The 25,720-nt window shown below is 67.2% G+C and carries 30 protein-coding genes and 1 pseudogene; 20 read left to right on the top strand and 11 right to left on the bottom strand.

The window, feature by feature from the left end; all coding sequences use genetic code 11:
* Position 1: 1 nt before the first annotated feature.
* The 6 genes from NGR01S_RS18550 to NGR01S_RS18525 are packed head-to-tail and all read left to right on the top strand — an operon-like array spanning position 2 to position 7,434.
* The gene (locus NGR01S_RS18550; protein ID WP_373861437.1) at positions 2–1,144 is read left to right on the top strand and encodes an acyl-CoA dehydrogenase family protein; all 1,143 of its coding nucleotides are present in this window, start codon (positions 2–4) and stop codon (positions 1,142–1,144) included.
* Positions 1,141–2,739, top strand: a complete 1,599-nt coding sequence (locus NGR01S_RS18545) for an acyl-CoA carboxylase subunit beta (protein ID WP_063038450.1) — start codon at positions 1,141–1,143, stop codon at positions 2,737–2,739. Before NGR01S_RS18550 ends, NGR01S_RS18545 begins: the two co-directional genes overlap by 4 nt.
* An 8-nt stretch (positions 2,740–2,747) precedes the next feature.
* Positions 2,748–4,784: an acetyl/propionyl/methylcrotonyl-CoA carboxylase subunit alpha gene (locus NGR01S_RS18540; RefSeq protein ID WP_245664657.1), complete on the top strand. Its 2,037-nt coding sequence runs from the start codon at positions 2,748–2,750 to the stop codon at positions 4,782–4,784.
* A 3-nt stretch (positions 4,785–4,787) separates the two neighbouring features.
* The gene (locus tag NGR01S_RS18535; RefSeq protein WP_063038448.1) at positions 4,788–5,948 is read left to right on the top strand and encodes an acyl-CoA dehydrogenase family protein; all 1,161 of its coding nucleotides are present in this window, start codon (positions 4,788–4,790) and stop codon (positions 5,946–5,948) included.
* A gap of 52 nt (positions 5,949–6,000) precedes the next feature.
* On the top strand, positions 6,001–6,807 hold the full coding sequence (locus NGR01S_RS18530) for an enoyl-CoA hydratase family protein (RefSeq protein ID WP_063038447.1): 807 nt from the start codon (positions 6,001–6,003) through the stop codon (positions 6,805–6,807).
* Positions 6,808–6,813: 6 nt separating this feature from the next.
* Positions 6,814–7,434, top strand: coding sequence for a TetR/AcrR family transcriptional regulator (locus NGR01S_RS18525; protein ID WP_063038445.1), 621 nt, complete (start codon positions 6,814–6,816; stop codon positions 7,432–7,434).
* A 259-nt stretch (positions 7,435–7,693) separates the two neighbouring features.
* Here NGR01S_RS18525 and NGR01S_RS18520 read toward each other — a convergent pair whose 3' ends face one another.
* From NGR01S_RS18520 to NGR01S_RS18490, 7 genes are all read right to left on the bottom strand, one after another.
* Complete coding sequence (locus tag NGR01S_RS18520; protein WP_063038443.1) at positions 7,694–8,338, bottom strand: hypothetical protein; 645 nt, start codon at positions 8,336–8,338, stop codon at positions 7,694–7,696.
* 12 nt (positions 8,339–8,350) lie between these two features.
* Positions 8,351–8,878, bottom strand: coding sequence for a hypothetical protein (locus tag NGR01S_RS18515; RefSeq protein WP_063038441.1), 528 nt, complete (start codon positions 8,876–8,878; stop codon positions 8,351–8,353).
* A 1-nt stretch (position 8,879) separates the two neighbouring features.
* The gene (locus tag NGR01S_RS18510; RefSeq protein ID WP_063038439.1) at positions 8,880–9,605 is read right to left on the bottom strand and encodes a hypothetical protein; all 726 of its coding nucleotides are present in this window, start codon (positions 9,603–9,605) and stop codon (positions 8,880–8,882) included.
* Positions 9,602–9,922 carry a type VII secretion target gene (locus tag NGR01S_RS31585; protein ID WP_063038437.1) on the bottom strand — a complete coding sequence of 107 codons (321 nt, stop codon included), beginning with the start codon at positions 9,920–9,922 and terminating at the stop codon, positions 9,602–9,604. The genes NGR01S_RS18510 and NGR01S_RS31585 overlap by 4 nt, the downstream gene beginning before the upstream one ends.
* Before the next feature lie 98 nt (positions 9,923–10,020).
* Positions 10,021–10,944 carry an NAD-dependent epimerase/dehydratase family protein gene (locus tag NGR01S_RS18500; protein WP_063038435.1) on the bottom strand — a complete coding sequence of 308 codons (924 nt, stop codon included), beginning with the start codon at positions 10,942–10,944 and terminating at the stop codon, positions 10,021–10,023.
* The gene (locus NGR01S_RS31580; protein WP_063038433.1) at positions 10,941–11,279 is read right to left on the bottom strand and encodes a hypothetical protein; all 339 of its coding nucleotides are present in this window, start codon (positions 11,277–11,279) and stop codon (positions 10,941–10,943) included. Before NGR01S_RS31580 ends, NGR01S_RS18500 begins: the two co-directional genes overlap by 4 nt.
* Positions 11,276–11,644, bottom strand: coding sequence for a hypothetical protein (locus NGR01S_RS18490; protein ID WP_063038431.1), 369 nt, complete (start codon positions 11,642–11,644; stop codon positions 11,276–11,278). The genes NGR01S_RS31580 and NGR01S_RS18490 overlap by 4 nt, the downstream gene beginning before the upstream one ends.
* A gap of 312 nt (positions 11,645–11,956) precedes the next feature.
* Here NGR01S_RS18490 and NGR01S_RS18485 point away from each other — a divergent pair, with 312 nt between their 5' ends.
* The 6 genes from NGR01S_RS18485 (at position 11,957) to NGR01S_RS18465 (ending at position 16,382) form a co-directional block, all read left to right on the top strand.
* On the top strand, positions 11,957–12,853 hold the full coding sequence (locus NGR01S_RS18485; protein ID WP_063038429.1) for a helix-turn-helix domain-containing protein: 897 nt from the start codon (positions 11,957–11,959) through the stop codon (positions 12,851–12,853).
* Positions 12,850–13,059 carry a DUF397 domain-containing protein gene (locus NGR01S_RS30325; RefSeq protein WP_084481338.1) on the top strand — a complete coding sequence of 70 codons (210 nt, stop codon included), beginning with the start codon at positions 12,850–12,852 and terminating at the stop codon, positions 13,057–13,059. The genes NGR01S_RS18485 and NGR01S_RS30325 overlap by 4 nt, the downstream gene beginning before the upstream one ends.
* 202 nt (positions 13,060–13,261) lie before the next feature.
* Complete coding sequence (locus NGR01S_RS18480; RefSeq protein WP_169811928.1) at positions 13,262–13,804, top strand: DUF3558 domain-containing protein; 543 nt, start codon at positions 13,262–13,264, stop codon at positions 13,802–13,804.
* 14 nt (positions 13,805–13,818) lie between these two features.
* Entirely contained in the window at positions 13,819–14,196 is a 378-nt protein-coding gene (locus tag NGR01S_RS18475; protein ID WP_063038425.1) for a hypothetical protein, read from the top strand.
* Between the two features lie 11 nt (positions 14,197–14,207).
* A complete protein-coding gene (locus tag NGR01S_RS18470; RefSeq protein WP_063038423.1) occupies positions 14,208–15,569 on the top strand; it encodes a hypothetical protein in 1,362 nt (453 codons plus the stop codon).
* A gap of 3 nt (positions 15,570–15,572) precedes the next feature.
* Entirely contained in the window at positions 15,573–16,382 is an 810-nt protein-coding gene (locus NGR01S_RS18465) for an ESX secretion-associated protein EspG (RefSeq protein WP_063038421.1), read from the top strand.
* Here the strand turns inward: NGR01S_RS18465 and NGR01S_RS18460 are convergent.
* Positions 16,367–17,152, bottom strand: a complete 786-nt coding sequence (locus NGR01S_RS18460) for a TetR/AcrR family transcriptional regulator (protein ID WP_084481331.1) — start codon at positions 17,150–17,152, stop codon at positions 16,367–16,369. The genes NGR01S_RS18465 and NGR01S_RS18460 overlap by 16 nt on opposite strands.
* 52 nt (positions 17,153–17,204) lie before the next feature.
* Here NGR01S_RS18460 and NGR01S_RS18455 point away from each other — a divergent pair, with 52 nt between their 5' ends.
* The 3 genes from NGR01S_RS18455 to NGR01S_RS18445 all read left to right on the top strand — a co-directional run bounded on the left by NGR01S_RS18455 (position 17,205) and on the right by NGR01S_RS18445 (position 19,556).
* Positions 17,205–18,128 (top strand): alpha/beta hydrolase, encoded by a 924-nt coding sequence (locus tag NGR01S_RS18455; protein WP_063038419.1) that lies wholly within the window; start codon positions 17,205–17,207, stop codon positions 18,126–18,128.
* A gap of 106 nt (positions 18,129–18,234) precedes the next feature.
* The gene (locus NGR01S_RS18450) at positions 18,235–18,765 is read left to right on the top strand and encodes a VOC family protein (protein ID WP_063038417.1); all 531 of its coding nucleotides are present in this window, start codon (positions 18,235–18,237) and stop codon (positions 18,763–18,765) included.
* Positions 18,766–19,028: 263 nt separating this feature from the next.
* Positions 19,029–19,556 carry a DUF1990 domain-containing protein gene (locus NGR01S_RS18445; RefSeq protein WP_063038415.1) on the top strand — a complete coding sequence of 176 codons (528 nt, stop codon included), beginning with the start codon at positions 19,029–19,031 and terminating at the stop codon, positions 19,554–19,556.
* An 86-nt stretch (positions 19,557–19,642) separates the two neighbouring features.
* Here the strand turns inward: NGR01S_RS18445 and NGR01S_RS18440 are convergent, their stop codons facing one another.
* Complete coding sequence (locus NGR01S_RS18440) at positions 19,643–20,536, bottom strand: oxidoreductase (RefSeq protein WP_218020789.1); 894 nt, start codon at positions 20,534–20,536, stop codon at positions 19,643–19,645.
* Between the two features lie 275 nt (positions 20,537–20,811).
* Between NGR01S_RS18440 and NGR01S_RS18435 the strand changes: the two genes are divergently transcribed.
* From NGR01S_RS18435 to NGR01S_RS18425, 3 genes are all read left to right on the top strand, one after another.
* On the top strand, positions 20,812–21,219 hold the full coding sequence (locus NGR01S_RS18435; protein ID WP_157107315.1) for a hypothetical protein: 408 nt from the start codon (positions 20,812–20,814) through the stop codon (positions 21,217–21,219).
* A 105-nt stretch (positions 21,220–21,324) separates the two neighbouring features.
* Entirely contained in the window at positions 21,325–21,648 is a 324-nt protein-coding gene (locus NGR01S_RS18430) for a hypothetical protein (RefSeq protein ID WP_157107314.1), read from the top strand.
* Between the two features lie 96 nt (positions 21,649–21,744).
* Entirely contained in the window at positions 21,745–22,788 is a 1,044-nt protein-coding gene (locus NGR01S_RS18425) for an endonuclease/exonuclease/phosphatase family protein (protein WP_063038407.1), read from the top strand.
* 78 nt (positions 22,789–22,866) lie between these two features.
* On the opposite strand, the gene NGR01S_RS18420 is transcribed toward NGR01S_RS18425, so the two are convergent.
* A complete protein-coding gene (locus NGR01S_RS18420) occupies positions 22,867–23,766 on the bottom strand; it encodes an alpha/beta hydrolase (RefSeq protein WP_063038405.1) in 900 nt (299 codons plus the stop codon).
* A gap of 76 nt (positions 23,767–23,842) precedes the next feature.
* On the opposite strand from NGR01S_RS18420, the gene NGR01S_RS18415 reads away from it, so the two are divergent.
* Positions 23,843–24,481: a TetR/AcrR family transcriptional regulator gene (locus tag NGR01S_RS18415; RefSeq protein WP_063038403.1), complete on the top strand. Its 639-nt coding sequence runs from the start codon at positions 23,843–23,845 to the stop codon at positions 24,479–24,481.
* A 1-nt stretch (position 24,482) separates the two neighbouring features.
* On the opposite strand, the gene NGR01S_RS18410 is transcribed toward NGR01S_RS18415, so the two are convergent.
* Positions 24,483–25,130, bottom strand: a complete 648-nt coding sequence (locus tag NGR01S_RS18410) for an RICIN domain-containing protein (RefSeq protein ID WP_063038401.1) — start codon at positions 25,128–25,130, stop codon at positions 24,483–24,485.
* 223 nt (positions 25,131–25,353) lie between these two features.
* Between NGR01S_RS18410 and NGR01S_RS32855 the strand changes: the two are divergent.
* A pseudogene (locus NGR01S_RS32855) lies at positions 25,354–25,708 on the top strand (PhnD/SsuA/transferrin family substrate-binding protein); the annotation flags it as partial.
* Positions 25,709–25,720: the final 12 nt, after the last annotated feature.

Raw genomic sequence — 25,720 nt, 5'->3', positions numbered from 1 at the left:
TGTGTGGAACACCGCCGAGCGCCGCGAACTACGCGCCACCGTGCGCGCTTTCGCCGAACGCGAGATCCTGCCCTATCAGGACGACTGGGAACGCGACGGGGAGATTCCGCGAGAACTGCACAAGAAGGCCGGGGAGCTCGGCCTGCTCGGCATCCAGTTCCCGGAATCCGCGGGCGGGTCGGGCGGAAGCGGTATCGACGGCGCCGTCGTCTGCGAGGAACTGCATTACGCCGGAGTCTCCGGTGGCGTATTCGCCTCCCTGTTCACCTGCGGTATCGCGTTACCGCACCTCATCGCCGCGGGCGATCCCGCCCAGCTCGACCGCTGGGTGCGGCCGACACTGTCCGGTGACAAGATCGGTTCGCTGGCGATCACCGAACCCGGTGGCGGCTCCGATGTGGGACATCTGACCACCTCGGCCCGCCGCGACGGCGACCACTACATCGTCAACGGCGCCAAGACCTACATCACCTCCGGCTGCCGCGCCGATTTCGTGGTGACCGCCGTCCGTACCGGCGGTCCGGGCGCGTCGGGGGTTTCGCTGCTGGTGGTCGAAAAGAACACCCCCGGTTTCACGGTGGGCCGCAAACTGGACAAGATGGGCTGGCGCGCTTCCGATACCGCGGAGCTGTTCTACCAGGATGTCCGGGTGCCGGTGTCGAACCTGGTAGGGCCGGAGAATTCCGGTTTCCTGCAGATCGCCGCGGCATTCGTCAGCGAGCGGGTCGGGCTCGCCGTGCAGGCGTATTCGAGCGCGCAACGCTGCCTGGACCTCACCCTGGACTGGGTGCGTAACCGGGAGACCTTCGGCCGCCCGCTGATCAGCAGGCAGGCCGTGCAGAACACCGTCACCGAGATGGCCCGCCGGGTCGATATCGCCCGCGTCTACACCCGGGACGTGGCCGCCCGCGCCGCGGCCGGGGAGACCGATCTGATCGCCGAGGTCTGCTTCGCCAAGAACACCGCGGTCGAATCCGGTGAATGGGTGGCGAATCAGGCCGTGCAACTGTTCGGCGGGCTCGGCTATATGCGCGAATCCGAGGTGGAACGCCAGTACCGCGATATGCGCATCCTGGGTATCGGCGGCGGAACCACCGAAATCCTCACCGGCCTGGCCGCGAAAAGATTGGGATACCAGGCATGACGACACTGCGCAGCACCCTCGACACCACGAGTGCCGACTACACCGCGGCGGCCGCGGCCATGACCGCCAAACTCGCCGAGGTCGAGGCGGAATTCGAGAAGGTCATCGCCGGCGGCGGCCCCGAGAAACTCGCCCGCCACCGCAAACGCGGGAAACTGACCGCCCGCGAACGTATCGAACTGCTCATCGACGAGGACTCGCCGTTTCTCGAACTGTGCCCACTCGCGGCCTGGGGCAGTGAATTCCAGGTGGGTGCCAGCACCGTCGCCGGTATCGGCGTGGTGGAGGGCGTGGAATGCATGATCGTCGCCCCCGATCCCACCGTGCGCGGCGGCACCTCCAACCCCTGGACGCTGCGCAAGACATTGCGGGTCAACGACATCATCCGGGAGAACAGACTCCCGGTGATCTCGCTGGTGGAATCCGGCGGCGCCGATCTGCCCACGCAGAAAGAGGTCTTCGTCCCCGGGGGGCGGATGTTCCGTGACCTCACCCAGGCGTCGGCGGCCGGTATCCCCACCATCGCCCTGGTCTTCGGCAACTCCACCGCGGGCGGCGCCTACATCCCGGGCATGTCCGATCACGTGGTCATGATCAAGGAACGCTCCAAAGTGTTCCTGGGCGGCCCGCCGCTGGTGAAGATGGCCACCGGTGAGGAATCCGACGACGAATCCCTGGGCGGCGCCGATATGCACGCCCGGGTCTCGGGCCTGGCCGACTACTACGCGCTCGACGAACAGGACGCCATCCGCATCGGCCGGCGCATTGTCAAACGGCTGAACTGGAAGAAACAGGGACCGGCGGCGCGCACCTCGGTGCTCGAACCGCGGTACGACCCGGACGAACTATTGGGGATCGTCCCGCCCGACCTGAAGATCCCGTTCGATCCGCGCGAGGTGATCGCCCGGATCGTCGACGGCTCCGATTTCGACGAGTTCAAGCCGCGCTACGGCTCCAGCCTGGTCACCGGCTGGGCCGAACTGCACGGGTATCCGCTCGGTATCCTCGCCAATGCCCGCGGAGTGCTGTTCTCCGAGGAATCGCAGAAGGCCACCCAGTTCATTCAGCTGGCCAACAAGACCAACACCCCGCTGCTGTTCCTGCACAACACCACCGGCTACATGGTCGGGAAGGAATACGAGCAGAAGGGCATCATCAAACACGGTGCCCAGATGATCAACGCGGTCTCCAATTCCAAGGTCCCGCACATCTCCGTGCTCATGGGTGCCTCCTACGGCGCCGGTCACTACGGTATGTGCGGCCGCGCCTACGACCCCCGGTTCGTCTTCGCCTGGCCCAGTGCCAAATCCGCGGTCATGGGCGGGGCGCAACTGGCCGGGGTGATCTCCATCGTCGGCCGGGCCGCCGCCGAGGCCCGCGGGCAGGCGTTCGACGAGGAGGCCGACGCCGGGATGCGTGCCATGGTGGAGGCGCAGATCGAGGCCGAATCGCTGGCCATGTTCATGTCCGGGCGGCTCTACGACGACGGGGTCATCGACCCGCGCGATACCCGCACAGTGCTGGGTATGGCCCTCTCGGCCATCCACACTGCCCCTGTCCAGGGCGCCGAATCCTTCGGCGTCTTCCGAATGTGAGGCCGGTCGTGTCGAATTCGCAGCAGCTGATCACCAGCGTCCTGGTCGCCAATCGCGGTGAGATCGCCCGCCGGATCTTCGCCTCCTGCCGCCGGATGGGCGTGGGCACGGTGGCGGTCTATTCCGACGCCGACGCCGGATCTCCGCATATCGCCGAGGCCGACGCCGCGGTCCGGCTGCCCGGGAACACGCCCGCGCAGACCTACCTGCGCGCCGATCTCATCATCGCGGCCGCCCAGGCCACCGGCGCCGACGCCGTCCACCCCGGCTACGGGTTCCTCTCCGAGAACGCGGAATTCGCGCGCGCGGTGGAAGCGGCCGGACTGGTCTGGATCGGGCCGCCCGCCGCCGCCATCGAGGAGATGGGGTCCAAGGTCGCGTCCAAGAAGATGATGGATGCCGCCGGGGTGCCGGTGCTGGCCGAACTCGATCCGGCGGAGGTCACCGCGGCCCAGCTCCCGGTGCTCATCAAGGCTTCCGCCGGGGGCGGCGGCCGCGGTATGCGAGTGGTGCGTGACCTGGCCGAACTCCCCGGGCAATTGGAAGGCGCTCGCCGGGAGGCCGAATCGGCGTTCGGCGACCCCACTGTCTTCTGTGAGCGCTATCTGGAGACCGGCCGTCATATCGAGGTCCAGGTGCTGGCGGATACGCACGGCACCATCTGGGCTGTCGGCGAACGCGAGTGCTCGATCCAGCGCCGGCACCAGAAGGTCGTCGAAGAGGCGCCGTCTCCGCTGGTGGAACGTATCGATGCCGGTCGGGTACCGGATTCGGGACCGGGTATGCGGGACCGGCTGTTCGAGGCGGCCCGCCAAGCCGCCGCCGCCATCGGCTACACCGGTGCAGGTACGGTCGAATTCCTGGCCGACGAGTCCGGTGAGTTCTTCTTCCTGGAGATGAACACCCGCCTCCAGGTGGAGCACCCGGTCACCGAATGCACCACCGGGCTCGACCTGGTCCAATTGCAGCTGGAGGTGGCCCAGGGTGCTTCGCTGGCCCCGGAACCTCCTGCCCCGCACGGTCATTCGATCGAGGTCCGGCTCTACGCCGAGGATCCCGCGCAGGACTGGCAGCCGCAGAGCGGAACCGTGCACCGCATCGAGATCCCGCAGGTCGCGGCGGAATTCGACCTCCTCGGCCGCCCCGGGGTCCGGCTGGATTCCGGCGTGGTCGACGGTTCGGTGGTCGGGGTGCACTACGACCCCATGCTCGCCAAGGTCATCTCCTACGGCCGCACCCGGGCGGAGGCGGCCCGGCTGCTGGCCGGCGCCCTGCACCGGGCCCGGATCCACGGACTGGTCACCAACCGCGACCTGCTCGTCCGGGTCCTGCGCCATCCCGCCTTCCTGGCCGGTGATACCGATACCGCGTTCTTCGCCACGCACGGCCTGGACGCCTTGGCCACACCCCTGGCCGGTGCGGACGACGAGGAACTGTCGATCGTCGCGGCCGCGTTCGCCGAAGCGGCCGCCAACCGGGCACGGGCCGGTGTGGTCGCGGGTGCGCCGAGCGGCTGGCGCAATCTGCCGTCGCAGGCGCAACGTAAGTCCTACGAGAGCCGCGCCACCGGTACGCACGATATCGACTACCGGTTCACCCGGGGCGGGGTGGAGGTCGCCGGGCACGAGGGTCTGGAATTGATCTCCGCCACGCCCGATCAGGTCGTACTGGCGGTACCCGGCGCGCACAGCCCGGTCCGGCGGCAGTTCGCCGTCGCCCGCTACGACGATCTGGTCTGCGTGGATTCCGCGCTCGGTCCGGTGTCGGCGCGCCGCCTGCCGCGGTTCACCGACCCCGCCGACCAGGTGGCCACCGGGTCGCTGCTGGCGCCCATGCCGGGCAGCGTGATCCGGCTGGGCGCCGAGGTCGGCAGTGCGGTGACCGCCGGCCAGCCGATCCTGTGGCTGGAGGCCATGAAAATGGAGCACACCATTGCCGCGCCCGCCGCCGGTGTGCTCAGTGCCGTGAATGTCGAAGTCGGCCAACAGGTCGACGTGGGTGCCGTTCTCGCCGTGGTGGATCCCGCCACCGAAGACCAGGAGTAGGCAATGAGCTTCATCGAATCCGACGAACGCAAAGAACTGCGCGCCGCCGTGGCCGCGCTGGCCGCCAAGTACAACTACCGCGATTACGTGCTGCCCCGGGCGCGGAAGAACGAACCGCTGGACGAACTGTGGTCCGAGGCCGGGAAGCTGGGTTTCCTCGGCGTGAACCTGCCGGAGGAGTACGGGGGCGGCGGCGCCGGGATGTACGAACTGGCGCTGGTGATGGAGGAGCTGTCCGCGCAGGGCGCCGGCCTGCTGCTCATGGTGGTCTCGCCTGCCATCTGCGGCACCATCATCACCAAGTACGGGACCGACGAGCAGAAGTCCGAATGGCTGCCCAAGCTCTCCGACGGTTCGGCCAAGATGGTCTTCGGTATCACCGAACCCGACGCCGGTTCCAATTCGCACCAGATCACCACCACCGCCCGCCGCGACGGCGACGACTGGCTGCTCACCGGCCGTAAGATCTTCATCTCCGGTGTCGACCAGGCCGAGGCGGTGCTGATCGTCGCGCGCACCGAGGACCACAAGACCGGCAAGCTCAAGCCCGCCCTGTTCATCGTCCCCACCGACGCGCCCGGGTTCGAGAAGACCCCGCAGGAGATGGACATCATCGAGCCGGACCACCAGTTCACGCTGTTCCTCGACGATGTCCGGCTGCCGTCCACTGCCCTGGTAGGTAAAGAGGACGCCGCCCTCATGCAGCTGTTCGCGGGCCTGAACCCGGAGCGGATCATGGGCGCCGCCATGGCGGTCGGCGTCGGCCGCTACGCCCTCGACCGCGCGGTCGAATACGCGCGCGAGCGCGCCGTCTGGAAGACCCCGATCGGCGCGCACCAGGGCATCGCGCATCCGCTGGCGCAAGTGAAGATCGAACTGGAACTGGCCCGGCTGATGATGCTCAAGGCCGCCACCCTCTACGACGCCGGTGACGAGATGGGCGCCGCCGAGGCCGCCAATATGGCCAAATACGCGGCCGCCGAGGCCAGTATCAAGGCGCTCGACCAGGCTATCCAGACTCACGGCGGTTCCGGTCTCACCTCGGAATACGGCCTGGCCGCAATGCTCGGCGCGGCCCGGATCGCGCGGGTGGCGCCGGTGAGCCGGGAAATGATCCTCAACTTCGTCGCGCAGCATTCGCTGGGCCTGCCGAAGTCCTACTGACCACCGGTGGTCCGGGCGTCGTCCCCGGCCCACCCAGAAAGGCAGGGCCACCGTGACCGGAACCGAGACCCGGGTCGTCGACTACACCGTCGAGGACGGGTTCGCCACCCTCACCCTCGACTCCCCGCACAACCGCAACGCCATCTCCTCGCGCCTGGTTACCGAACTACTGGCGGGCCTGGAACGCGCCGCCGCCGACCCGCAGGTGCGCGCCGTGGTCCTCACCCATACCGGCAATACCTTCTGCGCGGGAGCGGATCTGAAGGAAGCGGTGGACGCCGACCCTGCCGCCGCCTCCGATATCCGTACGCAATGGATGGTGCGGCTGCTGCGCACAATCCTGGAACTCCCGAAACCCGTGATCGCCCGGGTGGACGGCAATGTGCGGGCCGGCGGTATGGGTCTACTCGCGGCCTGCGATATCGTCGTCGCCGGGCTGTCCAGCAGTTTCGCGCTCACCGAGGCGCGGCTCGGTCTGGCCCCCTTCGTCATCTCGCTAACCCTGCTGCCGAGGCTGACCCCCCGTGCCGCGGACCGGTATTTCCTGACCGGTGAGAAGTTCGACGCCGATACCGCCGAGCGGATCGGCCTGATCACCCTGGCGACGAACGATCCGGCCGCCCGGACCGCCGAACTACTGGACGAACTGCGCAAAGCCTCCCCCCAGGGCCTCGCGGAGAGCAAACGTCTCACCACCGCGCCGATCCTGGCCGGATTCGATCAGTCCGCCGACGAATTGGCGGCCCGCTCGGGCAGTTTCTTCGGCACCGAGGAAGTGATCGAGGGCATGACCGCGTTCCTGCAACGCCGCCCGCCCCGCTGGGCCGTCCCGGCCCTCGAAACGCCCTCGGCAGAATAGGCCGCTATGGCGACACCCCACGAACCCAAACAGGACCGCAGCCGGGCCACCCGGCAGCGGCTCCTCGAGGCGACCATCGACTGCCTGGCCGAGAAGGGCTGGGCAGCGGCGACGGTGGCGGTGGTCGCCGAACGGGCCGGGGTGTCCCGAGGTGCGGCCCAGCACCATTTCCCGACCCGCGAAGACCTCATCACCGCCGCCCTCACCTACATGTTCGACACCCGCACCGACCAGGCGGTATCCGCGGTGGTCACCGAACCCGGCCTGGCCCGCACCGAAGCCGTGGTGGCCGGGCTGGTCGAGTCCTACACCAGCACGCTGTTCAAAGCCGCCCTCCAGGTCTGGACCCACGCCGCCGCCGACCCGGCGCTCCGCGAACGTATCGTCCCGCTGGAAGCCCGCTTCGGCCGCGGCGCCCACCGTCGCGCCGTCCGGGCGCTGGGGGTCGACGACTCCGACCCGGTCGCACACCACCTCGTCCAAGCCACCCTCGATCTGGCGCGCGGACTCGGTCTGGCCGATGTTCTCACCGACGATTCGGCCCGCCGCAAACAGATCGTCCACCAGTGGGCGGTCACATTGCACGAGGCATTGGAAGCCCGGCCGGGGCGGGACGGGCCGGGCTGAGCCGGCCTATTCGGCGTTGCTCTCGTGCGGCACCCCGGGCCGGGCGCCGGCCACGGCCGTGACGAGATCTTCCAGCACTGACCCACCGCCCGCTGTCTGCGAACGCGTCCCGCGAGCCGGGTCGAAGCCGTGCTGCTCGACGGCGTGATGGGCCTATATCTCGGGTGGGTGAGCCCTGGCGTCACCGACCACATGAGCGTCGGCCACCCGGCCTCGGTTGTAGTGACCCGCCCGATGAAGTTTACAGCTTTGTGGACGACTACCGGGGCGGAGTCGGCTGTCCGGCGCCGAGGGCGGCCGCGAAATCAGGATGAGCGCGGACGATGATGTTCGCTGTGCTGGTCATCGGGCGTACCCGGGCCGGTCGTCGGCCCCGGGTGTACAGGGTCAGCGCCAGTGCCAGCGCACACGGTAACCAGCCGGGGAAGAAGGCGAAGACCACGGGGAGGGATACCGATCTGACCACCCCGGCCTGGGCGGCGAGGAAGAACACGCACAGAGCGATCGGTCCGGCCAGCCCCAGGCAGTAGGCGAGCGCGGTGAGTACGCGGCGTAGTCGCGCGCAGGATCGGCACAGTGGCCACCGGCCGTGCACGTGCACGGTGGTCGTCGGGGTTTCGCGGTAACGCGTGAGGCTCCAGCGGTAGGACGACCACCAGGTGCTCTCCACCTGTCCGCGTGCGCCCTGGTGCAGGCGCAGCTGCGTGTCGATATGTTCCACCGCGGCGCGCCCGTGCCGGGCGCAGCGGTCGGGTAGCTCCTGCGCGACCTCCAGAAATCGGGGCAGCGGAGTTTCCGAGAAATCGGTGCGCCGTCGATATTCGACCACGCCGATCGGCCCGCGATACCGCCGTAGGGCGATCTCGACGTCGGTTGCGGCGCGAAATCCGGTTCTTTTCCGCATTGTGATCGCGTCCTACTCGAGCCACCCGTGGCGCCGCCGATGTTCGAAATAGAGGTCGTCGTCGTCAGGTTCGTCCGGTGTGACGACCACATCTCTTCCTCGACGGCGTGTTCCACCAGCGGACGGAGGTGATACCGGGTTCGTTCCGGTCTCCGGTTCCGCCGCGGGTGTCGCCCACGGCTGGGGTGTGGTTTCGGTTCCCCACGAGTTGCGCGGGGTGGGGTCCGGTTTCTCGGCCGACTGCTGGCGGTACCGTTCGAGGTCTGCCCGGCCCTGTTCGGCGAGGAGTTCCCGCTCCTCGTCGGACAGGGCTTCGATTCGTTTCAGCATGGCGGGCATGGCCGAGTCCAGTAGTTTGCTGATCACCTCGGTGCGGGCGAAATCGCGGACACCCATTCGGCCGCCGAGCACGTCCTGGGTCAGCGCGCGCAGCGCCGGGTCCCGAGTGTTCTCGGCCAGGGTGCGCAGCGCGGCGCCGAGCTGCCGTGATGTGGCCGCATCGCCCCGGGCAACATCGAAGATCGGTTCCGGATTTGCCACGTCACACTCCCGGGTGGTCGTAGGCGGTTTCGGAAAGTGGCGGAATATCTTCGGACTGGAGGGTGGCGACTCCGTTCAGTATCATCCCGATCGCTGTCTCACCGGCAGTGATATACGTGGCGTACTTCGACAGCACCTGATTCCACAGAGCCACCATTTTGATCATGTCCGCGACCACCGACGCCTCCAGTATCGCAGCCGCGGTCGCCCCGACACCGGTATGCGCCGCGGCGATGGCCGCCAGCTCTTTGATGATCGCAATGACGGCGGTATCGAATATTCCCTGGATCAGGAACGAAACGCCCTGCGCTGTGTAATACGAAGAGAGCGAGAATTCCTCGATCTGGGTCGCTATATCGCGGAGCGGAGGAGCCTGATCTTTTACGGTGGTTTCGAGCCGGTCGAAATAATCCCGCGCGGAGTCGGCGGCGTTCCCGCGCCAGGAGTCGATACCCTTGACCGACTCACCGAGCGTACGGGAGTAGGAAGAGTTGTAGGACGCCAGGTTGCGAATCGCGTTGGCGGAGAGCTGCATCTGCTCCCAGTCCCCGGAGAACTGGGTCGTGGCCCAGGTCAAGGGGTCTGCTCCGATGGTTTTCACAACGAAATAGTTGGCCCAGTAGGTCAGGGAATACACATTGTTGTTCAGGAACAATTCCAGTGGATCCGGCATCGGATCGCCTGCGGCCGGATCGGCGAGTTCCTCTGCGGGGGCTTCCGAATTCATTTCTTTCCAGGGTAGGTCTTGTCCAGTGCTGCGGCTGTCGATCCGTCGGTTGTCCGATACATCTGCGCGGTCCTGGTCAGTTCATCGGACGAAGTCGATGTGAGGTTGCCCAATGTGCTGTAGTTCGTTTCGAGAGATTCCCGTACCTGCTGGATCGTCTCCGCCACCCGCCCGTACATCAAACCGGCCTGGTCGCTGGACAGATCGATATGATCCCGGATGTATGATTCGGCTCGGGTGTTTTCCGCGGCGAGTTGGTTCAACGTCGTCGCGAGTCCGTCGAGATCCTCCGGTCGCACGGACAGATCTTCCGCCATCGCCCCCCACTTCCTCATCCTGGCCGCCATCGCCATCGGCCGGCGCCGTTCGTTCGCGGCGGTGACGTCGATCGTGCCTCGTCGAGCATCGGATGGTTTCAATCTACCTGTGCGTCCGATCGAGGCGGCCGGGCCTCCCCTACGAAGGTGCGCATCCAGTCGAGTGTGTGGTGTATGCCGGTGGCCAGATCGGTGGTGGGTCGCCAGCCGATGCTGTCCCGGGTGCGGCCGAGATTCGGGGCGGCGGTGCCGGGTTCGGCAACCGACGAGGTGCATTCCAGCCAGCCGGTGCCCGCGAGCGTGATGACGGTGCGGGCGAATTCGCGAACTTCCAGCATGGGTCCGGCGATATCGATCGGGCCACGAATATCTGTGTCGAGCATCGAGACGAAAGCATCGACCGCATCTGTGATGTAGACGAACGACCGTATCGAATTATCGGGGAAGTACAGGGTCTGGGCACGTAGAGCGGCGGCGCAGATCGTCGCGGTGGCGCGCCCGTCGCCCGGCGGCAGGCCCGGCCCGTAGACCTCGAACAACCGGACGATGCCGCTATCGGTGCGTCGGTCGTGGCGCGCGGCGGTTTCGATCAGGTGGTGGCCGGTTCGGTGGGCTTCGAATGCCGCGGCTCGGCGCCTGCGCACCGGTTCGCTTTCGGGATCGGGACCGGAAGCGAGAACTATGCGGGCGTCGTGGGCCGCGGCAAGGTCGAGTGCGGCGAGAGTTCCGGTGCAGGCCGCGCGCAGGACTGCCGCGGAGTCCCCGGCGCCGGAGCCGGGGCTGCCGGGATAGGCGAGGTGCACGATATGGGTGGCCTCGTCGAGGCCGGTGAATGCGCTGAAGGCGGTGGTGTCAGTGGGTCGCAGGGCGAAGCGCGGGTGGCCGGTTATGTCGGCGATGTTCGCGGCATGCCCGGTGCTGAAGTTGTCGATTGCGGTGACGCGGTCGCCGCGGCGGAGGAGACGGCGGCACAGATGTGAGCCGAGGAAACCGGCTCCTCCGGTGACGATTACGTGGTTCACGCCGGAACCTTCCGCCGATACGGCCGGCGGGTGGGGTCGGGGGTGATGCAGCCGTAGGCAACCAGGGTGGCGAACGCCGCGCGTTTGCGGGGACAGTCGTGTTCGAGGTGGTGGCGCGCGGCGTTGTGTGCGTCTTCCGGGCTCAGAGCCGCCCGGGGTAGCGCACAGGTCCAATCGATGGGACCCGGGACGGTGGCTACCCGGTGGTGTGGGTGGGTGCGCGGGCGCGGTCGCGGGGGCGGTTCGGCGGGCCATACGCACACGAGTGCGATCGACACCGACCCGCACAGGGCGACGATGAGAGCGGTGGTGCACACCACGTGCCAGGGCGTCATCTCGTCGCACCCCCGGTGCCGGACGTGGGGACACTCGGCGCCCACACCGCAGGCGGGCAGACGGTTTCCAGCCGGTAACCGAGGTCGCAGAGCAATCCCGGCCGGTCGTCGACCTGGCCCAGGTCGAAAGCAATTATCACCTCGGCCCCGAGGGCGGTGGCGAGGGCACGCACGTAGGTGAGCGGGTCGGGCTCGTCGGAGGGTGGCCGCACGGTGTAGAGGTAGCGGTAGCCGGATGTGCGGGCGTGCCGTCGTATTTCGTAGGCGTGGCGCGGGGCGTGCTCCCCGGAGATCTCGGTGCGCACGACACCGATGGCGACGGTGACGCGCTGTGGTGGTGGGGTATGGGCATGCGGGTACGGCATCGGTCCTCCCGGAGATGCAGTGGTCGATGGGTATGCGTGCGGACGCGACCCTCCGGACGGCGCGTGTGCGGTGCGGAGGTGGTCGCGAGTAGAGCCCGTCTCGGCTGTGCTCGGACAGTGATGGCGGCCCGGTTTCTCGTTGTCATCCGAACGCCTGACTCAGGGAACCACGAGATATACGCTGGTCCAAGCCGAATCGGCCGGTTCGAACCCAATTGATGCGATGTCCCAGAACGAGATTCGAATCCGGGTCCGGTGATGATTCGATTTCGGGGTGCTCGATGATTCGATTTCTCGAACGGAGGAAGAAGCATGACCACTGACGAGGGGGCGGAACCGTCGACTCTGCCGCGTCGACAGCTGGGCTGGTTCTTACGCGAACAGCGGGAGGCCATCGGCCTGAGCCTGGCGAAGGCCGCCACTCTGGTGGAGTTGAGTCAGGCGGCGCTACAGCGCATCGAGGCCGCCAAGACGAAAAAGGTTCGCGCGGTGGACGTGCGGGCGCTGTGCGAGCTGTACGAAGTACCGCGCGCGGAGGTGGCGCGGGCATTGGACCTGGCAGAACAGGCGAAGGTGACGTCGTGGTACACGGCGTTCGCGGGACTCTACAGTGACCCGACTTTCAACATGTATGTGGAGCTGTCCGCGTCAGCGCGGCAACTGGTCTCGTATCAGGAGATTGTGTTCGGCCTGGTGCAGACACCCGATTACGCGCGGGCGCTGATCAGCAGCTTCTACCGGGAAGAAGGCCCGGACGACATCGAACGTCGGGTGGAGTTGCGGATGAAGCGCCAGTCCATCGTGACCCGTAAGGCCGACCCGGTGCGGCTCGAGCTGCTGCTGCACGAATCGGCGCTACATCGTATGGTCGGCGGTCCGAAGGTGATGGCGGAGCAGCTTCGGTACTTGGCGGAGGTCGGCAAGCGTCCGAACGTCGATATCAGGATTCATCCGTACAGCGCAGGGTGCGCGCAGGGTTTGTTGCATGGACCGTTCGTGATCCTCGCGTTCGGCAACGATGCTCGAGGGCGGCCAGTCGAGCCGCCGCTGGTCTACTTCGAAGGTGTAGGGAAACCCGATCTCTATCTTGAGAACGGTGATGATGTGCGGCGTTACGATGAGCTTGCTTCGGTAATCCGAAGCGCAGCACACGATCAAGTGCGATCGCGAGAACTGCTCAGGCACATTGCGAAGGAGTATGAAGCGTGAAGACGGATCTATCCGGAGCGAAGTGGTTCAAGAGCAGTCACAGTAGTGGGCAGACCGATTGTGTCGAGGTTGCGTGGCTGACGGATGGTCGGGTCGGGGTGCGGGATTCGAAGAACACACTTGGACCTGCCCTGGTGTTCGCACCAGGAGCGTGGGATGTCTTCGCAACCGAACTCCGTGCGGGTGGATTCGTCTCTCGCTCATGACACGCCATCACTGAGAAATTCGACGGCGGTTCCCGCGAGGCCGTCAAGGCTACCGATGATTTCGTCACGCACGCACCGTCGCAACCGTGCGCGCGGCATCTTCCGATGGCGTTCGGCGGAACCGCCGTGCTCTGGGGCGCGTCATAGACTGTGAGCGGAGGACTGGCGGCCGATGGGAGCAGTGGTGGGACGACGGACGGCAGTGACGACTGTATCGGCACTCGCAGGGGCTGTGCTGGCGGTAAGTGGCTGTGATGCGACCACCGGTGGGTCGGCGGCGCCGGCGACGACCACGAATGCGGTGGCGACTGAAGCGCTGTGGGACCCGTGCACGCAGATCAGTGACGATGTGTTGCGGCAGGCCGGGGTTGACCCGTCAACTCGGGACAACACGATCTCGGGGGTGGAGAACGTCGAGGGCTGGAAGTTGTGCTCATGGCATGACAGGGCTGTCCGCTGGAACTATGCGCTCGGCGTCTGGGCGACAACCCACAGCATCGAGGAAACCAAGCAGGATCAGAACAACATCGACTTTGCTGACGTCATGGCTGCCAGCCGTTTAGGAGTACGGTTCAAACGTGCAGAGGATAGTCATGAAGAAATATGCTATTTGAGCTTCCCTGCAAACGGCCAGTCCATAGAGATATCGATCTACAAAACGGTACTTACCGAGGATGAACGAGATCCTTGTGATATCGCATTGTCAGCGGCGCAAGTGCTGGTGCCGGTATTTCCGGCGAATTAGGGGGTGAGGGGACGATGAGTGTTGAGGACAGTATTACCCAGTGGCAATTTTTGTCGGATCAGGCGAAGTCTGGGCAACTGTATCTCGAAGAATCGGTGGCGGTCGGATGTCGTACGGCTATCGAAGCCCAGATCGGTGTCTATCAGGAGTGCCTGCAAGGAATTGGGCAGATGGCACGAGTCAGCGGCCTCGGCGAGTTCGCATGCGGCCAGGAACTTGCCCGGCTACTCGGACTGAAAGCAGTGGATTCGACAGGCGACGGCGATCTCGCTACCTCCCTCCGCGATCACATACAGGTCTTGAAGTTGATGGCCGATACCATCCAGGTTTCGCTGGATCGTGTGCAGGAGCAGGACTCCAGCAACTCGCAGGATTACAATCAGGTCGGCTGAGGGGGAGCGGGATGTTCGGTTTGCCGTCGTTCGGTGAAGTGATCGTGAATCTGGGGGCCTTGGCGATGCGGGGGCCGCTGGGCGCCGTGGTCGCCGGGGCCGCGGATATGGATGCCGCCGCGCAGGCGCTGGCTGCCGCGTACGGGGACCAGAGTCCCGAGGCCATTGCCGCGCGGAATCGTATTCAGGACCTCACCGACAATAGTTTCGACGGCGAATTCCACAACCCTCGAATCCCGGAACAGATGTTCGGCAATGTGCGCAGCGAGGATCTGGACGATCTGTATCGGAAAGCTCAGTCTATCGACGTCTCTGCCATGGACACCTTGCATCAGATGTGGATCGCGCGGGCCGGGAAACTCGAGACCGGGTTGAACGAGTTCGGGCCCGCTATCGGCAAAGCCATCGCCGAGTCGTGGAGCGGGGCTTCGGCCGCGGCGGCGGCCGGCGGAATCGCCGATTATGTGACGAAGGCACAGAATCTCGTGGCCGGGACCAAAATCGTGGCCGATAAGGTCGGCGTCGTGAAATCCGCGGTCGAGGTGACCAAACAGAATGTGCAGCCCGCACCCGATACCGGCTGGGCCAGCACCGTCGCCGGCTGGGTGCCGGGGCCCAGCTGGAAAATGGACAGCGACCGCACCAGCGCCGCCGAACTCGCCACCTATTCCGTGCTCGAACGCGTCTATCAGCCCGGGATCCGGGAGGGGGATACGGGACAGCCCCGTATCCCGTTGGCATACAACCCTGTTCACGAACCCGACGCTCCCGGCCCGGTTCCGCCGAGTTCGGTCCCACCCGGCTCCACCTCGACCGAGACGCAGCCTTCGACGACCTCCGACGACGGCGCCCAACCGTCCGCGACCACGCCCGGAACCAGCGAACAGGACTCGGACGAAACCCAGATCCCGTCCCCGATACAGGCGGACCCGGGCGCCACGACCGAGAGTCCGGCAGGACTCGACACGACTACCGCGTCCACCACCGGACCTGGTGTCAGCGTGCCCACCGGACCGGCCAGCCCGCTCGGTAGCCCGGCCACCACTCCCGGCGGTCCAGGCAGTCCGGTCGGTATCTCTCCGGGCGGTCCCGGCGTCCCCGCCGCACCGATACCGGGACGTACGGTCGACGGTCCCGGAGTGGGCCGGCCCGGCGCGGCGGTCACGAGTAGCGGTGCCGGCACCGCATCGGGTCGCAGTGCGACGCCTGGTGCGATGATGCCGCCCGGCTCCCGCGGTAAAGGCGAGGACGACAAGGAGAAGCAGAAGTCCGCGATAGCCGAAGCGCTGGTCACTCAGCAGCACGGTGACGAGCTGACCGGCCTCGACCCGGAACACCGCCGGAAAACCGTGCCGCCCGTCCTGGGGGAGTAGCGAGTGGATTCCACCCGCACCGCCTGGAACCTGTCGGCGCTCGAATTCACGGTGCTCTGGCATGCCATCGGCCGTGACGTGCTGCCCTATCCGCTGCGCTACCGATCGGTCGAGGAAACCGCCGCCGCCTACGAGCACGCCTATAAGGCCGCAGCTGCTCGGCTGCGCACTGTGTTCGACGAAGACCTCTACGGCCCGCTCCGGATACTGGTGCAACCGGAGGCGCGGATCGAGGTTGCCGGATTCGCGGGCGCGGCCCGTCCCGTATTGCCACGCGCAGAAGCCGATGCTACCGCTCAGGTGCGCATGCACGCGGCCGTCGCCGGCCGAGGCGCTGTACTGGTCACCCAGGACTCGACCGCCGAAACCGACCGCGGCGGCCACGTCCGGATAGCGTTCGTCTCCGCGCACACCCTCACCCGCCGCGTCCTCGCCGCCTTCCCCGATGTGCCCCGGGGCAGCGGCCCGGAGATTCGAATGGATCGAGCGGAAATCGACGCACCGGCCGACCGGCCGTTCACGGCCTTCTTCGACGACACGGCCCCGCCTGCACGCGACGCCGCCCACCGCTTCTTCGAACGCCCCCGCTCAACGGTCGCCCATATCGCCGTCTACCCGGGTGGTGCCTACGATCACCGACCGGCGGCGGCCCGGGACTTCCACATCATGGACTACCCCGATGGCCGCTACCGCGTCCGTGCCACTGCCAGGGTCCACGCCATCCCCACTGATACCGCTGAACTGTCCGCCCACCTGAACAGCCTGCTCGAACGCACCCTCAGCGACTATCGCGAAGATCACGAACGCTTCTGACGACGCGAAACGTTCGACTTTTCGGATTCCGATTCGGCTGAAGCCGTGTTCCGAGCGCTTTCGGTCCGACCGCCTCCGGCCTGGCCGAGGCGCCGGGCGTTGGCCGGCGGCGGATCGCGACGACCCTCACCGCCGCGGAAATCGGCTGATCCGGTCGGCCGTCGCTGATCACGCAGCGACCGGGTCCAGAAGGCGATCACGGCCGCCAGGCACTCGTCTGTGGTTCTGCCCTCCGGCGGGTCGAGGACCGCCCCGTGGACCTGGGCTTCGACGGCCTGCACGAACAGTAGGGCGTTCAAGTCGGGGTCGGGGCCGCCGACCTCGAGGCGGCGCAGGTGGTAGGCGACTTCGGCGGCGAGACGCTGCTCGAGTTCGCGCAGCCGGGCGAGACCTTCGGGGGTGCGCGGTGATCGGTCGAACAACAACCGGTGCATCTGCGGCTGGATACGGTGTAGGTCGGCGACCGAGGTGATCAGCCGGTGCACGGTTTCCTCGAGCGGTGGCCCCGCGCAACGCAAGGATGCGGTTTCGGTGAGCAGGGCGGCCGTGGCCTGGCGCAGGTGGCGGTCGGCGAGTGCGTAGAGCAGGGCGTCTTTGTTGGGGACGTAGTGGTAGAGCGTGCCGATCGAGACGCCCGCCAGTTCGGCGACCTTGTTGGTGGTGGTCGCCGCGTAGCCGAGCTGCTGGAAAAGTCGAGCAGCCGCGTCCAGGATCGCGTCGAAGGTGAACTCCGAGCGCTGCTGGCGCGGGGTTTTCCGTGGAGTGGACATAGGGTCCCGAAGTCGAGTTGTCAAAACCGAGGATTACTCGAATTATTATGGCATGCACAGCTCCTACCTGGCGTTTCTGCCCACCGACCTGCAACCCGAACCCGCGCTGCGGCCGGATCGGACGTGGTGGGAGTGGGGTGACCACCGCGTGCACATCGAACGTATCGTCCGGGCCGAGGCCCCGGTCCGGATGTTGCTGGTGCACGGTGCCGGCGGGCACGCCGGGGCGGTGTGGCCGTTCGCGGCGTTGGCGGCCGGGCAAGGCTTCGAGGTGGTGGTGCCCGACCTCCCCGGTTACGGCCGTACACGGGTTCCCACGCGCCGGGGTATCCGTTACCCGGATTGGGTGGACTGCCTCACCGGCCTGGTCCGGACCGAGCACGCCGCCGACCCCCGGCCGCTGGTGCTCCTGGGCGCCAGCATGGGCGGCATGCTGGCCTACGAAGCCGCGGCACGGACCGGTCTCGCCGCCGCGGTTGTGGCGACCTGCCTGATCGATCCGCGATCGCCGCAGGTGCGTAGTGCGATCGCCCGCCACCCATGGCTCGGCCGCTACGGCACACGGCTGCTCTTTCCCGCCGTCGACGACCTCCGGGTCCCGATCCGGTGGATGGCGAATATGCCGGCCATGTCCGGCAACTGGGCGCTTACCCGTCTGGTCTCCACCGATCCCCTCGGCGGTGGAGTTCGTATGCCGTTGGGCTTCCTACGGACCTATCTCACCTCGGTGCCGCACGTCGAACCGGAGGACTTCACCGCCTGCCCAGTGTGGCTGGTTCATCCCGGCGCCGACACCTGGACGCCACTGTCGTTGAGCGAGCTGTTCTTCGAACGTATCGCCGCCCCGAAGAAGCTCACTGTGCTCGCCGGCGCCGGTCACTACCCGATCGAATCTCCCGGTATCCACCAACTGACCCGCGCCCTGGCCGAGCTTCGTGCCGAAATCACTTCTCGAGGTGCGGGCTCGAGCTCATAGGGCCGAGGTACCGCGAGTCGGTCCCCGGAGTCCCTTTTGAGGACGGTTTCCGACCGCTATCGCCTCTACCGTCACGGTCGTACCGAATGTGAGCGAGAGGATCGAAATGCCGGAACACACCCAGCCCGCGGGCTACACCACCGTTGCGCCGTGGGTTGTCACCGATGACACCGGGGCTTTCCTCGATTACGTCACCCAGGTGTTCGACGGCGTGGAACTCGGCCGGGTATCGACTGCGGACGGGAAGATCGGCCACGGCGAGATACGGATCGGCGACACCGTCGTCCTCGCCTTCGACCGCCATGAGGACTGGCCGGTGCTGCCGAGTCTGCTGCGCGTGTTTGTGCCCGACGCGGACGAGGCGATCACGAAGGCCACGGCGGCCGGCGGGCGGATCGTCACCCCGCCCGCGAACGATGCGTTCGGGCAGCGCGGTGGGCGGGTCGCTGATCCCTTCGGCAATATCTGGTGGGTGATCGCTCCCGTCGAGGAGGTCCCCGAGGACGAGATGTGGCGGCGGTTGCGGGAACCGGTGTATGCCGAAGTCATGCGGGTGGCCCAGGAGACTCTCGATGCCGAACTCAGCGGTCGGGGGCATGGGCGCAACAGCGCGCCGATCGCTCCCGCGGTCGGCTGACCAGAGCCGGTCGGGCTGCCCGTCCGATCGAATCCGGTCGCTGCTCGCCCGGTATCTCGTTCCTGCGGTCGGCCGAGCACAACCGGTCACGCTCCCCGCTCGGTAGGTCGTTTCCGCGGTCGGGCGGTCGCGACCATGCGCGGCCCGGGGCGGCAGCTCGCTCCGGTAGCAGGCCGACCGGGAGGGTTGCGCGGCTCCGGTGCGGCCGGTCGCTCCGGAGTGCCGGTCTCGCGTCGACGCCCCGCGACGACGAGGATCAGAGTATGAGCGAATCGCCGGACGGTCCCGCGTTCACCTACTCCGAGATCGGCGCGACCCGCGGTGAGCTGCCGCCGGGATACCGGCACCTACGGGTTCGTCGTCCGCTGGCTTCCGGGGAAGCCGAATTCCGGCGGTTCGGCGCGGCGGTCCTGCGCTATCGGATACAGCGCGGGCTGGGAATTCTCCGGGAAGCCGGAACACCGGTGGCCGAGCCGGGCACCGTGGTCACCGTCCGGCTCGGTATCGGCCGGTTCGGGCTGCGCGCGCCGTGCCGGGTGGTGTACGTCCTGGACGAACCGGACCGGATCGGGTTCGCCTACGGCACTCTGCCGGGACACCCGGTGAGCGGGGAAGAGCTGTTCGCCATCGAGTACGACCGCGCCACCGGCACCGTGTACGGCGTGGTCACCGCGTTCTCCCGCCCCGCGACCCGGTACATGCGCCTGGTCGGCCCGCTGGCGGTGCCGGTGCAGCGAGCAGCCGCAGTGGCCTACCTCGAGGTGCTGCGCCGGACACCACGGGATCGATGATGCCGCGCCGTGCCTCCGGCCACCGACGGGTGGCCGCTACGGTCCGGCCGCCACGCACCGGGCACCGTGGAAAAGTCGCGTGCGGATCAGGACAATCCGAACCGGACGCCGGTGAGTTCCTCGGAGACCTCCCAGAGCCGCTGTGCCGCGCGCACATCGCTGGCCTGCGCCGACCGGCCGACGAGTGTCGGGTACCCGTGCATCTCCCCGCGACCGTCCGGCCCGACGTAGCTCGCGCCCGGCAGGTCCTGCGTCGCGGCGAAGAGCGTGGGCAGGGCTGCCTGCTCCGGAGTCTGGGCGAGATAGCGGCCGGCCAGGTGCACAACGGCGACCAGGAATTTATTGCGGTTCGCGGTACCGAGTTCGGTGGCCGCGTATCCGGGATGCGACGCCATGGCGCGGACCGCGGACCCGGCCTGCCGGAGCCGGCGTTCGAGTTCGAGAGTGAACAGCAGGTTCGCGAGTTTGGAACGGCCATAGGCCTTCACGGGACCGTAGCCACTTTTGGCGAAGTCCAGGTCGTCGAAGTCGAGGGATCCCACTCTGTGCGCACCGGAAGCCAGGTTGACGACGCGGTCGGTGATGTGGGGCAGGAGTCGATTGGTGAGCGCGAAATGACCGAGATGGTTGGTGCCGAACTGCATTTCGAAGCCGTCCGCGGTCCGGCCCTCGGGCACCATCGCGACCCCGGCGTTGTTCACCAGAATCGCGATCTCACCCGCCCACTCGTCGGCGAACTCGCGAATCGATTCCTGGTCGGCGAGATCGAGCCGCCGCACCTCGTTGCTGCCGCCGATCCGGCGTGCCGCCTCGTTACCGCGGCCGATATCGCGGACCGCGAGCACCACATGCGCGCCGGCCCGGGACAGCAGGGTGGCGGTGCCGAAGCCGACGCCGCTGTTGGCGCCGGTGACGACCACGGTGCGGCCGTCGAAGGCGGGCAGGTCGGCCGCGGTCCAGTGCGAAGAACTCATGTCCAGACGGTAGCGCGGGTGCCCGCACGGGGCCGCGGACACCGGGGAAATAGTGCGGTGCCTGCGGTTACGCCGACGGCGCTCGCCGATCCAGTGGGGACGAAATCTTCGGAAGCGCCGGATTCCGCGGGGGCGGGCGGGTAGCGTGAGGGTCGCGTTTCCGCCGGTCGCGTACGCGCGCGGCATATCCGGCTCGGCATTCCGCTCGTTTCCGGTCGAGCACTCTCGGCCAGGTGGTACCAGCAGTTCGTTCGATCCGTTGGCACTGGAAAGGGTCGTTGATGCATCGTTTTCGTAGGACCGCGACAATCGCCGCGTCGACCATGGGCGCACTGACGGTGGCGTTCGTGGTCACCGCACCCGCGGCACCCGCCGCGATCACCGAATTCGAATTGGCGCCGGGCAGCGGCACGGGTAGCTCGCCCGCGCCCTACGGCACCCACTGCACCTATACCGCGAAGGCCACGGCCGAACCCGGTGAGTTCGTCAGTTTCTATGACAGCCAGAAGGGTTCGTTCGATCCGCCCGGCGCCATCCGCGTCGGCGCCTCCGGCACCGTCACCGCGAAATGGACGCCGGAGGTCTCCGGTACGCACGAACTGCACGCCGTGAACCTCGGTGGCGAACAGTCTCTCCGGGTGGAGGTCGGCTCCGGCCTGAACCTCGGCTCCGCCTGCCCGGTGTTGTGACCGGCGGTGTGGGCGCCGCGGTGCGCGGCGATACCTCGTATTCCGGACCGAAAGGCAGACACAGACCTGTCGCGTGAGGCGCGGCAGCAGGCGAAAGGGGTGCTCATGGGGGATACACGTCGCGCGAGACGTTCCGGTGGCGCGGGTGCCGCCATAGAGCGGCTCGGTGCGCTCCTCGACGAGGGAACGCTGCGCAACGAATTAATGGTCGCGGCTCTGGTCCTGTCGTCGTTCACCGGTGTGCTCGGGTTGACCTCGGACGGTTTCGGCTGGAAAGCCGGGTACTGCGTGGCCGGGGCTCTGGGTGTCACGGCGTCGTTCGTGGTGGTGCGCAAGGTCCGGATGCGTCAGTGGCTGGCATTGCTGTGCCTGTCGGTGCTCAATGTGATCCTGCTGGTGGTGTACGGGAGGATGTCCGGCAGCCTGTGAGCGGCATCGGATCTGCCCGGGGGATCCGAACTGCCGTGAATCCCTTCCGTACGGAATACTGTTGGGCGTCGGCGGTGATCGGTTCGAGGAGCGCTTTTGTCGATCCGGCCGGATATGGCGCAGCTGAGGCTCAGGCTCGCCCGCGAGGTGAGTCGCGCCGTCAATGGATTCGCCGGAGCAGCCGAAAGCGGTGTGCGGTTGTTCGGTCGGCACACCGGGGACGGACTCGGCGAATTACAGAAGGCGGACCGGGGGAAGCTGCCCGTCTTCGATGCGGATGATTCAGCGGCACCGCTGCCGGATCAACGCCTCGGTACGCCACCACCCGGAACCGATCCGCGCCGCCCCTTCCGAATGGTGACCTGGAATATCGCGGGCGGCCGACGCTCGCTGTCGTCGGATGCGTTCGACTACGACGACGTCGATCTGCCGTATTTCGCCGAGCAGTTGCGACGCCTGCGGCCGGATGTGATCAATGTGCAGGAATCCGAGATCGGCGGCGGTGAATCGATCGCCGGCAAGCTGGCCGAACTGCTGGGCATTCCCCATGTCTTCGAAACTCCGATGTGCCCGTCTCATATCAGCGAGGGCAAGACCTTGAGCCTGGCGGTGATCAGCCGGCTGCCGATCGGAGACGAACGGGCACAACAGTTGCCGATCACCAGGCTCGATCTGCGCGTGGGTGGCCGGTCCGTGCCACCCTACGACCGGTATGCACAGCGGGTCACCGTGGGCGGTATCAATGTGGTGAATCTGCATCCGACTCCGTTGGGTTTCTTCGGGCACAGTTACGAGGAAGGCGCCGGCGCCGCCCACGCGGGCGAGATCGGTTCCGCGGTGCGCGGACTGGTCGACGGACCGACGGTGGTCGCCGCGGACCTCAACACCGATCGCCCGGCCGCAGTGTACGGGGAGATCTTCGACGAAATGGGTATGAGCTCGGCACTGGACACCGATGCCAGGACCGTCCCGGGCTGGGACGGCGCACCGGACCAGATCTACTCCTCCGCGGACTTCCGGACGGTGGACCGTGGTGTGGTGGCCACCGATAGCGACCACCACCTGGTGTGGGCCGATCTCGAGGTCACCGACGCGCGCACCCTCGACGCCCTGGCGGCGGCGCGTGAGTCCGGAGGTTAGCCGGATCGTCTCCGGGGGTCCGCTGTGAAGGGTTCATGCAGGGGCCGAAGGGGACAGTGAGTTGCGGGAGCCTCCGCGCTACCTGCTACGCGCGGCCGGCCGCGGCGCGAGGTGCTCGGTCAGGAAGTCGATCTGGTCGGCGATGATCCGATCCACCGCCGGCGGATGGTAGACCGTGAAATGGTCCGCGTCGTAGTGCTTCAGCACCGCCCGGGGAATGCGGGCGGCCACCCGGGCCGTGATCGCGGGGTCGATGAGATTTTCCCGCTCGCAGACGCATACCAGTAGTGGGCACCGCACTCGCGGCGCCGCCGAGGCGGCGTTGTAGAACAGCATGCCGAGCCCGGAGGCGGCGGTGATCCGGTTGTCGAAGCGGTAACCGGGTGGCGTCACCGATTCCCATCCCGCCAGTGCCCCTGGCGCAGTGACGAATGCCCGCTCGCCGGGCTCTCCCACCAGCGGCACATATCGCCGGGGCAACCGCAGCGCGGCCCGAGCCATATCCGAGACTATCGGGAAGGTGAACCGGAGCAGATGCCGTACTCCCGCCCGGGAGACGACGGCTCGACCGCTGAAGACGGGGCACTGGACGACCGCCGCGCGCAGGTCGTGGCGGGCGGCGGCGGCCAGGACATGGCTGGCGCCGAAGGAGGTGCCCCACAGCCCGATCCGGTCGGCGTCCAGTTCGGGGTGGGAGCGGGCGAAGGCCAATGCCGCGTCGACATCCTCGGCGTAACGGCGCTGGGATACCAGTTGCCGCGGCTCGCCGCCGGAGGCGCCCAGATGACGGAAGTCGAACGCCACCACGGCCAGTCCGGCCTGCGCGAACCATTGTTCGTATTGCCCGAGCATCATCTCGTGGGTGGCGCCGCCGCCGTGGACCAGGACGATGGCGGGGTGTGGGCCGGGGCCGTCGGGGAGCGTCACCCAGGCCGCGCAGTAGTCGCGGCCGGACGGGAAGGTAGTGCGTATCGTCATGGGACCTCGATTTAGGTACGTTGTACGTGAACAAAAGAAGTTAATCACGTACTCCGTACTTGAACAAGGGAGGGTTATGCCCGCGCCCCGGAAATTCACTCGGGAACAACTGCGCACGGCCGCACTGGCGCTGGTCGACGAGCAGGGGCTCGCCGCCCTCACCATGCGCACTCTCGCCGCCGAACTCGGTACCGGCGCGATGACGATTTACAACTATGTCGACGGCCGCGAAGGGCTCGAGGAGTTGGTGACCGAAGCCGTCATGGGCGAAACGTGCTGGGTCGAGACGCCGGACGACTGGCCGGCGCAGGTGGTCTCGGTCGCGGAGGGGATGTGGCGGGCCGTCCGGGCGCATCCGCATGCCATTCCGCTGATCCTGACCCGGCGCAGCTCCGATCTCCCCACGCTCGCGCCCGCCGAGGCCCTGCTGCGGGCGCTGGCCCGCTCCGGTAGATCGGGAGCCGGACTGCTGGTGGCTTTCCGGGTGGTTTCCGGATACGTCACCGGGTTCGCGCAGGCCGAACTCACGAGCCCGCTCGCGGCCCGGGCGGGCGAGGGCCGGGCGGTGGCCGCCGGTCGGGTCGCGGCGCTACCGGCCGATCGGTTCCCGAAGCTGATCGAGATCGCGGAAGCGGCGGCCACCACCGACCCGGAAACGGAATTCCGGGGTGGGCTGGAACTCGTTCTGGCCGGATTGGGGGCCCGGGTGGCCTGAGCTACGGCGTCGCCTGCAGTCGCCAGCGCTGGTAGGGGCCGCCACGCGGGGCCATCTTCGATATCGCGCTGCCGGGCACATAGGTGAGCACCGATTTCGGATAGCCCTCCTCGAACAGGTAGCCGTCCTGGAACTTCCACTTCACCGCGCGGGTGGATGCGGTTCCGACCAGTAGCGCATCGGCCCCGCCGGCGGAGGGGGCGCCGGCATAGGCGAGCGCGAAATATCCGCGCGAGTCCTCCGGGACGGCGTTGACGAGTTGATTGTGCACACCGAAAAGGCTGCCCGCGCCGCTCGAGTCGAAAAACCAGAGCTGGCGGGGCGATCCGTCGCAGCCGATTACCTTCAGGGTGGGGTCGGTGGTGACGCTGGCTCGGCTGCTGTGCGGGGAGTACTTCCACTGCTGCCGGGTACCGTCGATTTCGTAGTACCGACCGGGCTCGCTGGCCAGGCACAGCCGGGCTTCTTCGTTCCGGAGCGCGAAAGTGCCACCCGGAAAGCCGTTGGCGATCGCCGGTGGGCTTCGTTTCGGTGGCTCGTTGCCGATCAGCTCGATATCGTGCGGTGCCGCGGGATGGATCGCGACGAGCAGGCCGGCGATCAGGGCGACGAGTGACAGTGGGCCGCCGCGTACTCCTCTCGGTTTCATGCGCGCAAGCTATCAATGCTTCATCGGTATGTATCGATGGCGCGCGGAACCTGTCGGCAGGGGATGGGGGATCTCCGGGCGCCGGCCGGCTGTCTTCGCCTGTGAACGCCCGGGTTCCCCGTACGAAATATCAGGGGGTCTGAATCGCCATGAAGGTCATCCGGTCGCCGCGGTAGAGCGAGCGGCGGTGTTCGATGGGAACGCGGCCGTGTCCACGCCGGCCGACTTCAAGGGCAGGAAGGTGTGCTTCGTCGATCCCGGCTCGACCTCCGGATTCCTGTACCCCACCGCCGGGCTGATCGAATCGAAGGTGATCGCCTCGGGTTCGGAGGCCGATCTGTCCGCCGGTGTGCAGCCGGTCTACGCGGGGCGGGCACGACGCGTCGGTGCTGGCGATCGCCGCCGGTGACTGCGACGCCGGATTCGCCTTCGACACGATGGTCGACAAGACCCTGGTGGAGAAGGGCGATCTGAAACCCGGCCAGCTGAAGGCGGTGTGGAAGTCGGAGATCATCGCCGGGTCGCTCTTCGCCGCGAACAACGAATTGGGCACCGAGGTCGTGGACAAGCTGAAGACCCGAGGGTTTCGT

This window comes from Nocardia grenadensis NBRC 108939 (assembly GCF_001613445.1).
Lineage (GTDB): Bacteria > Actinomycetota > Actinomycetes > Mycobacteriales > Mycobacteriaceae > Nocardia > Nocardia grenadensis.
Note: the sequence above shows the minus strand (reverse complement) of the source record. Positions and strands in the feature narration are given on the sequence as shown.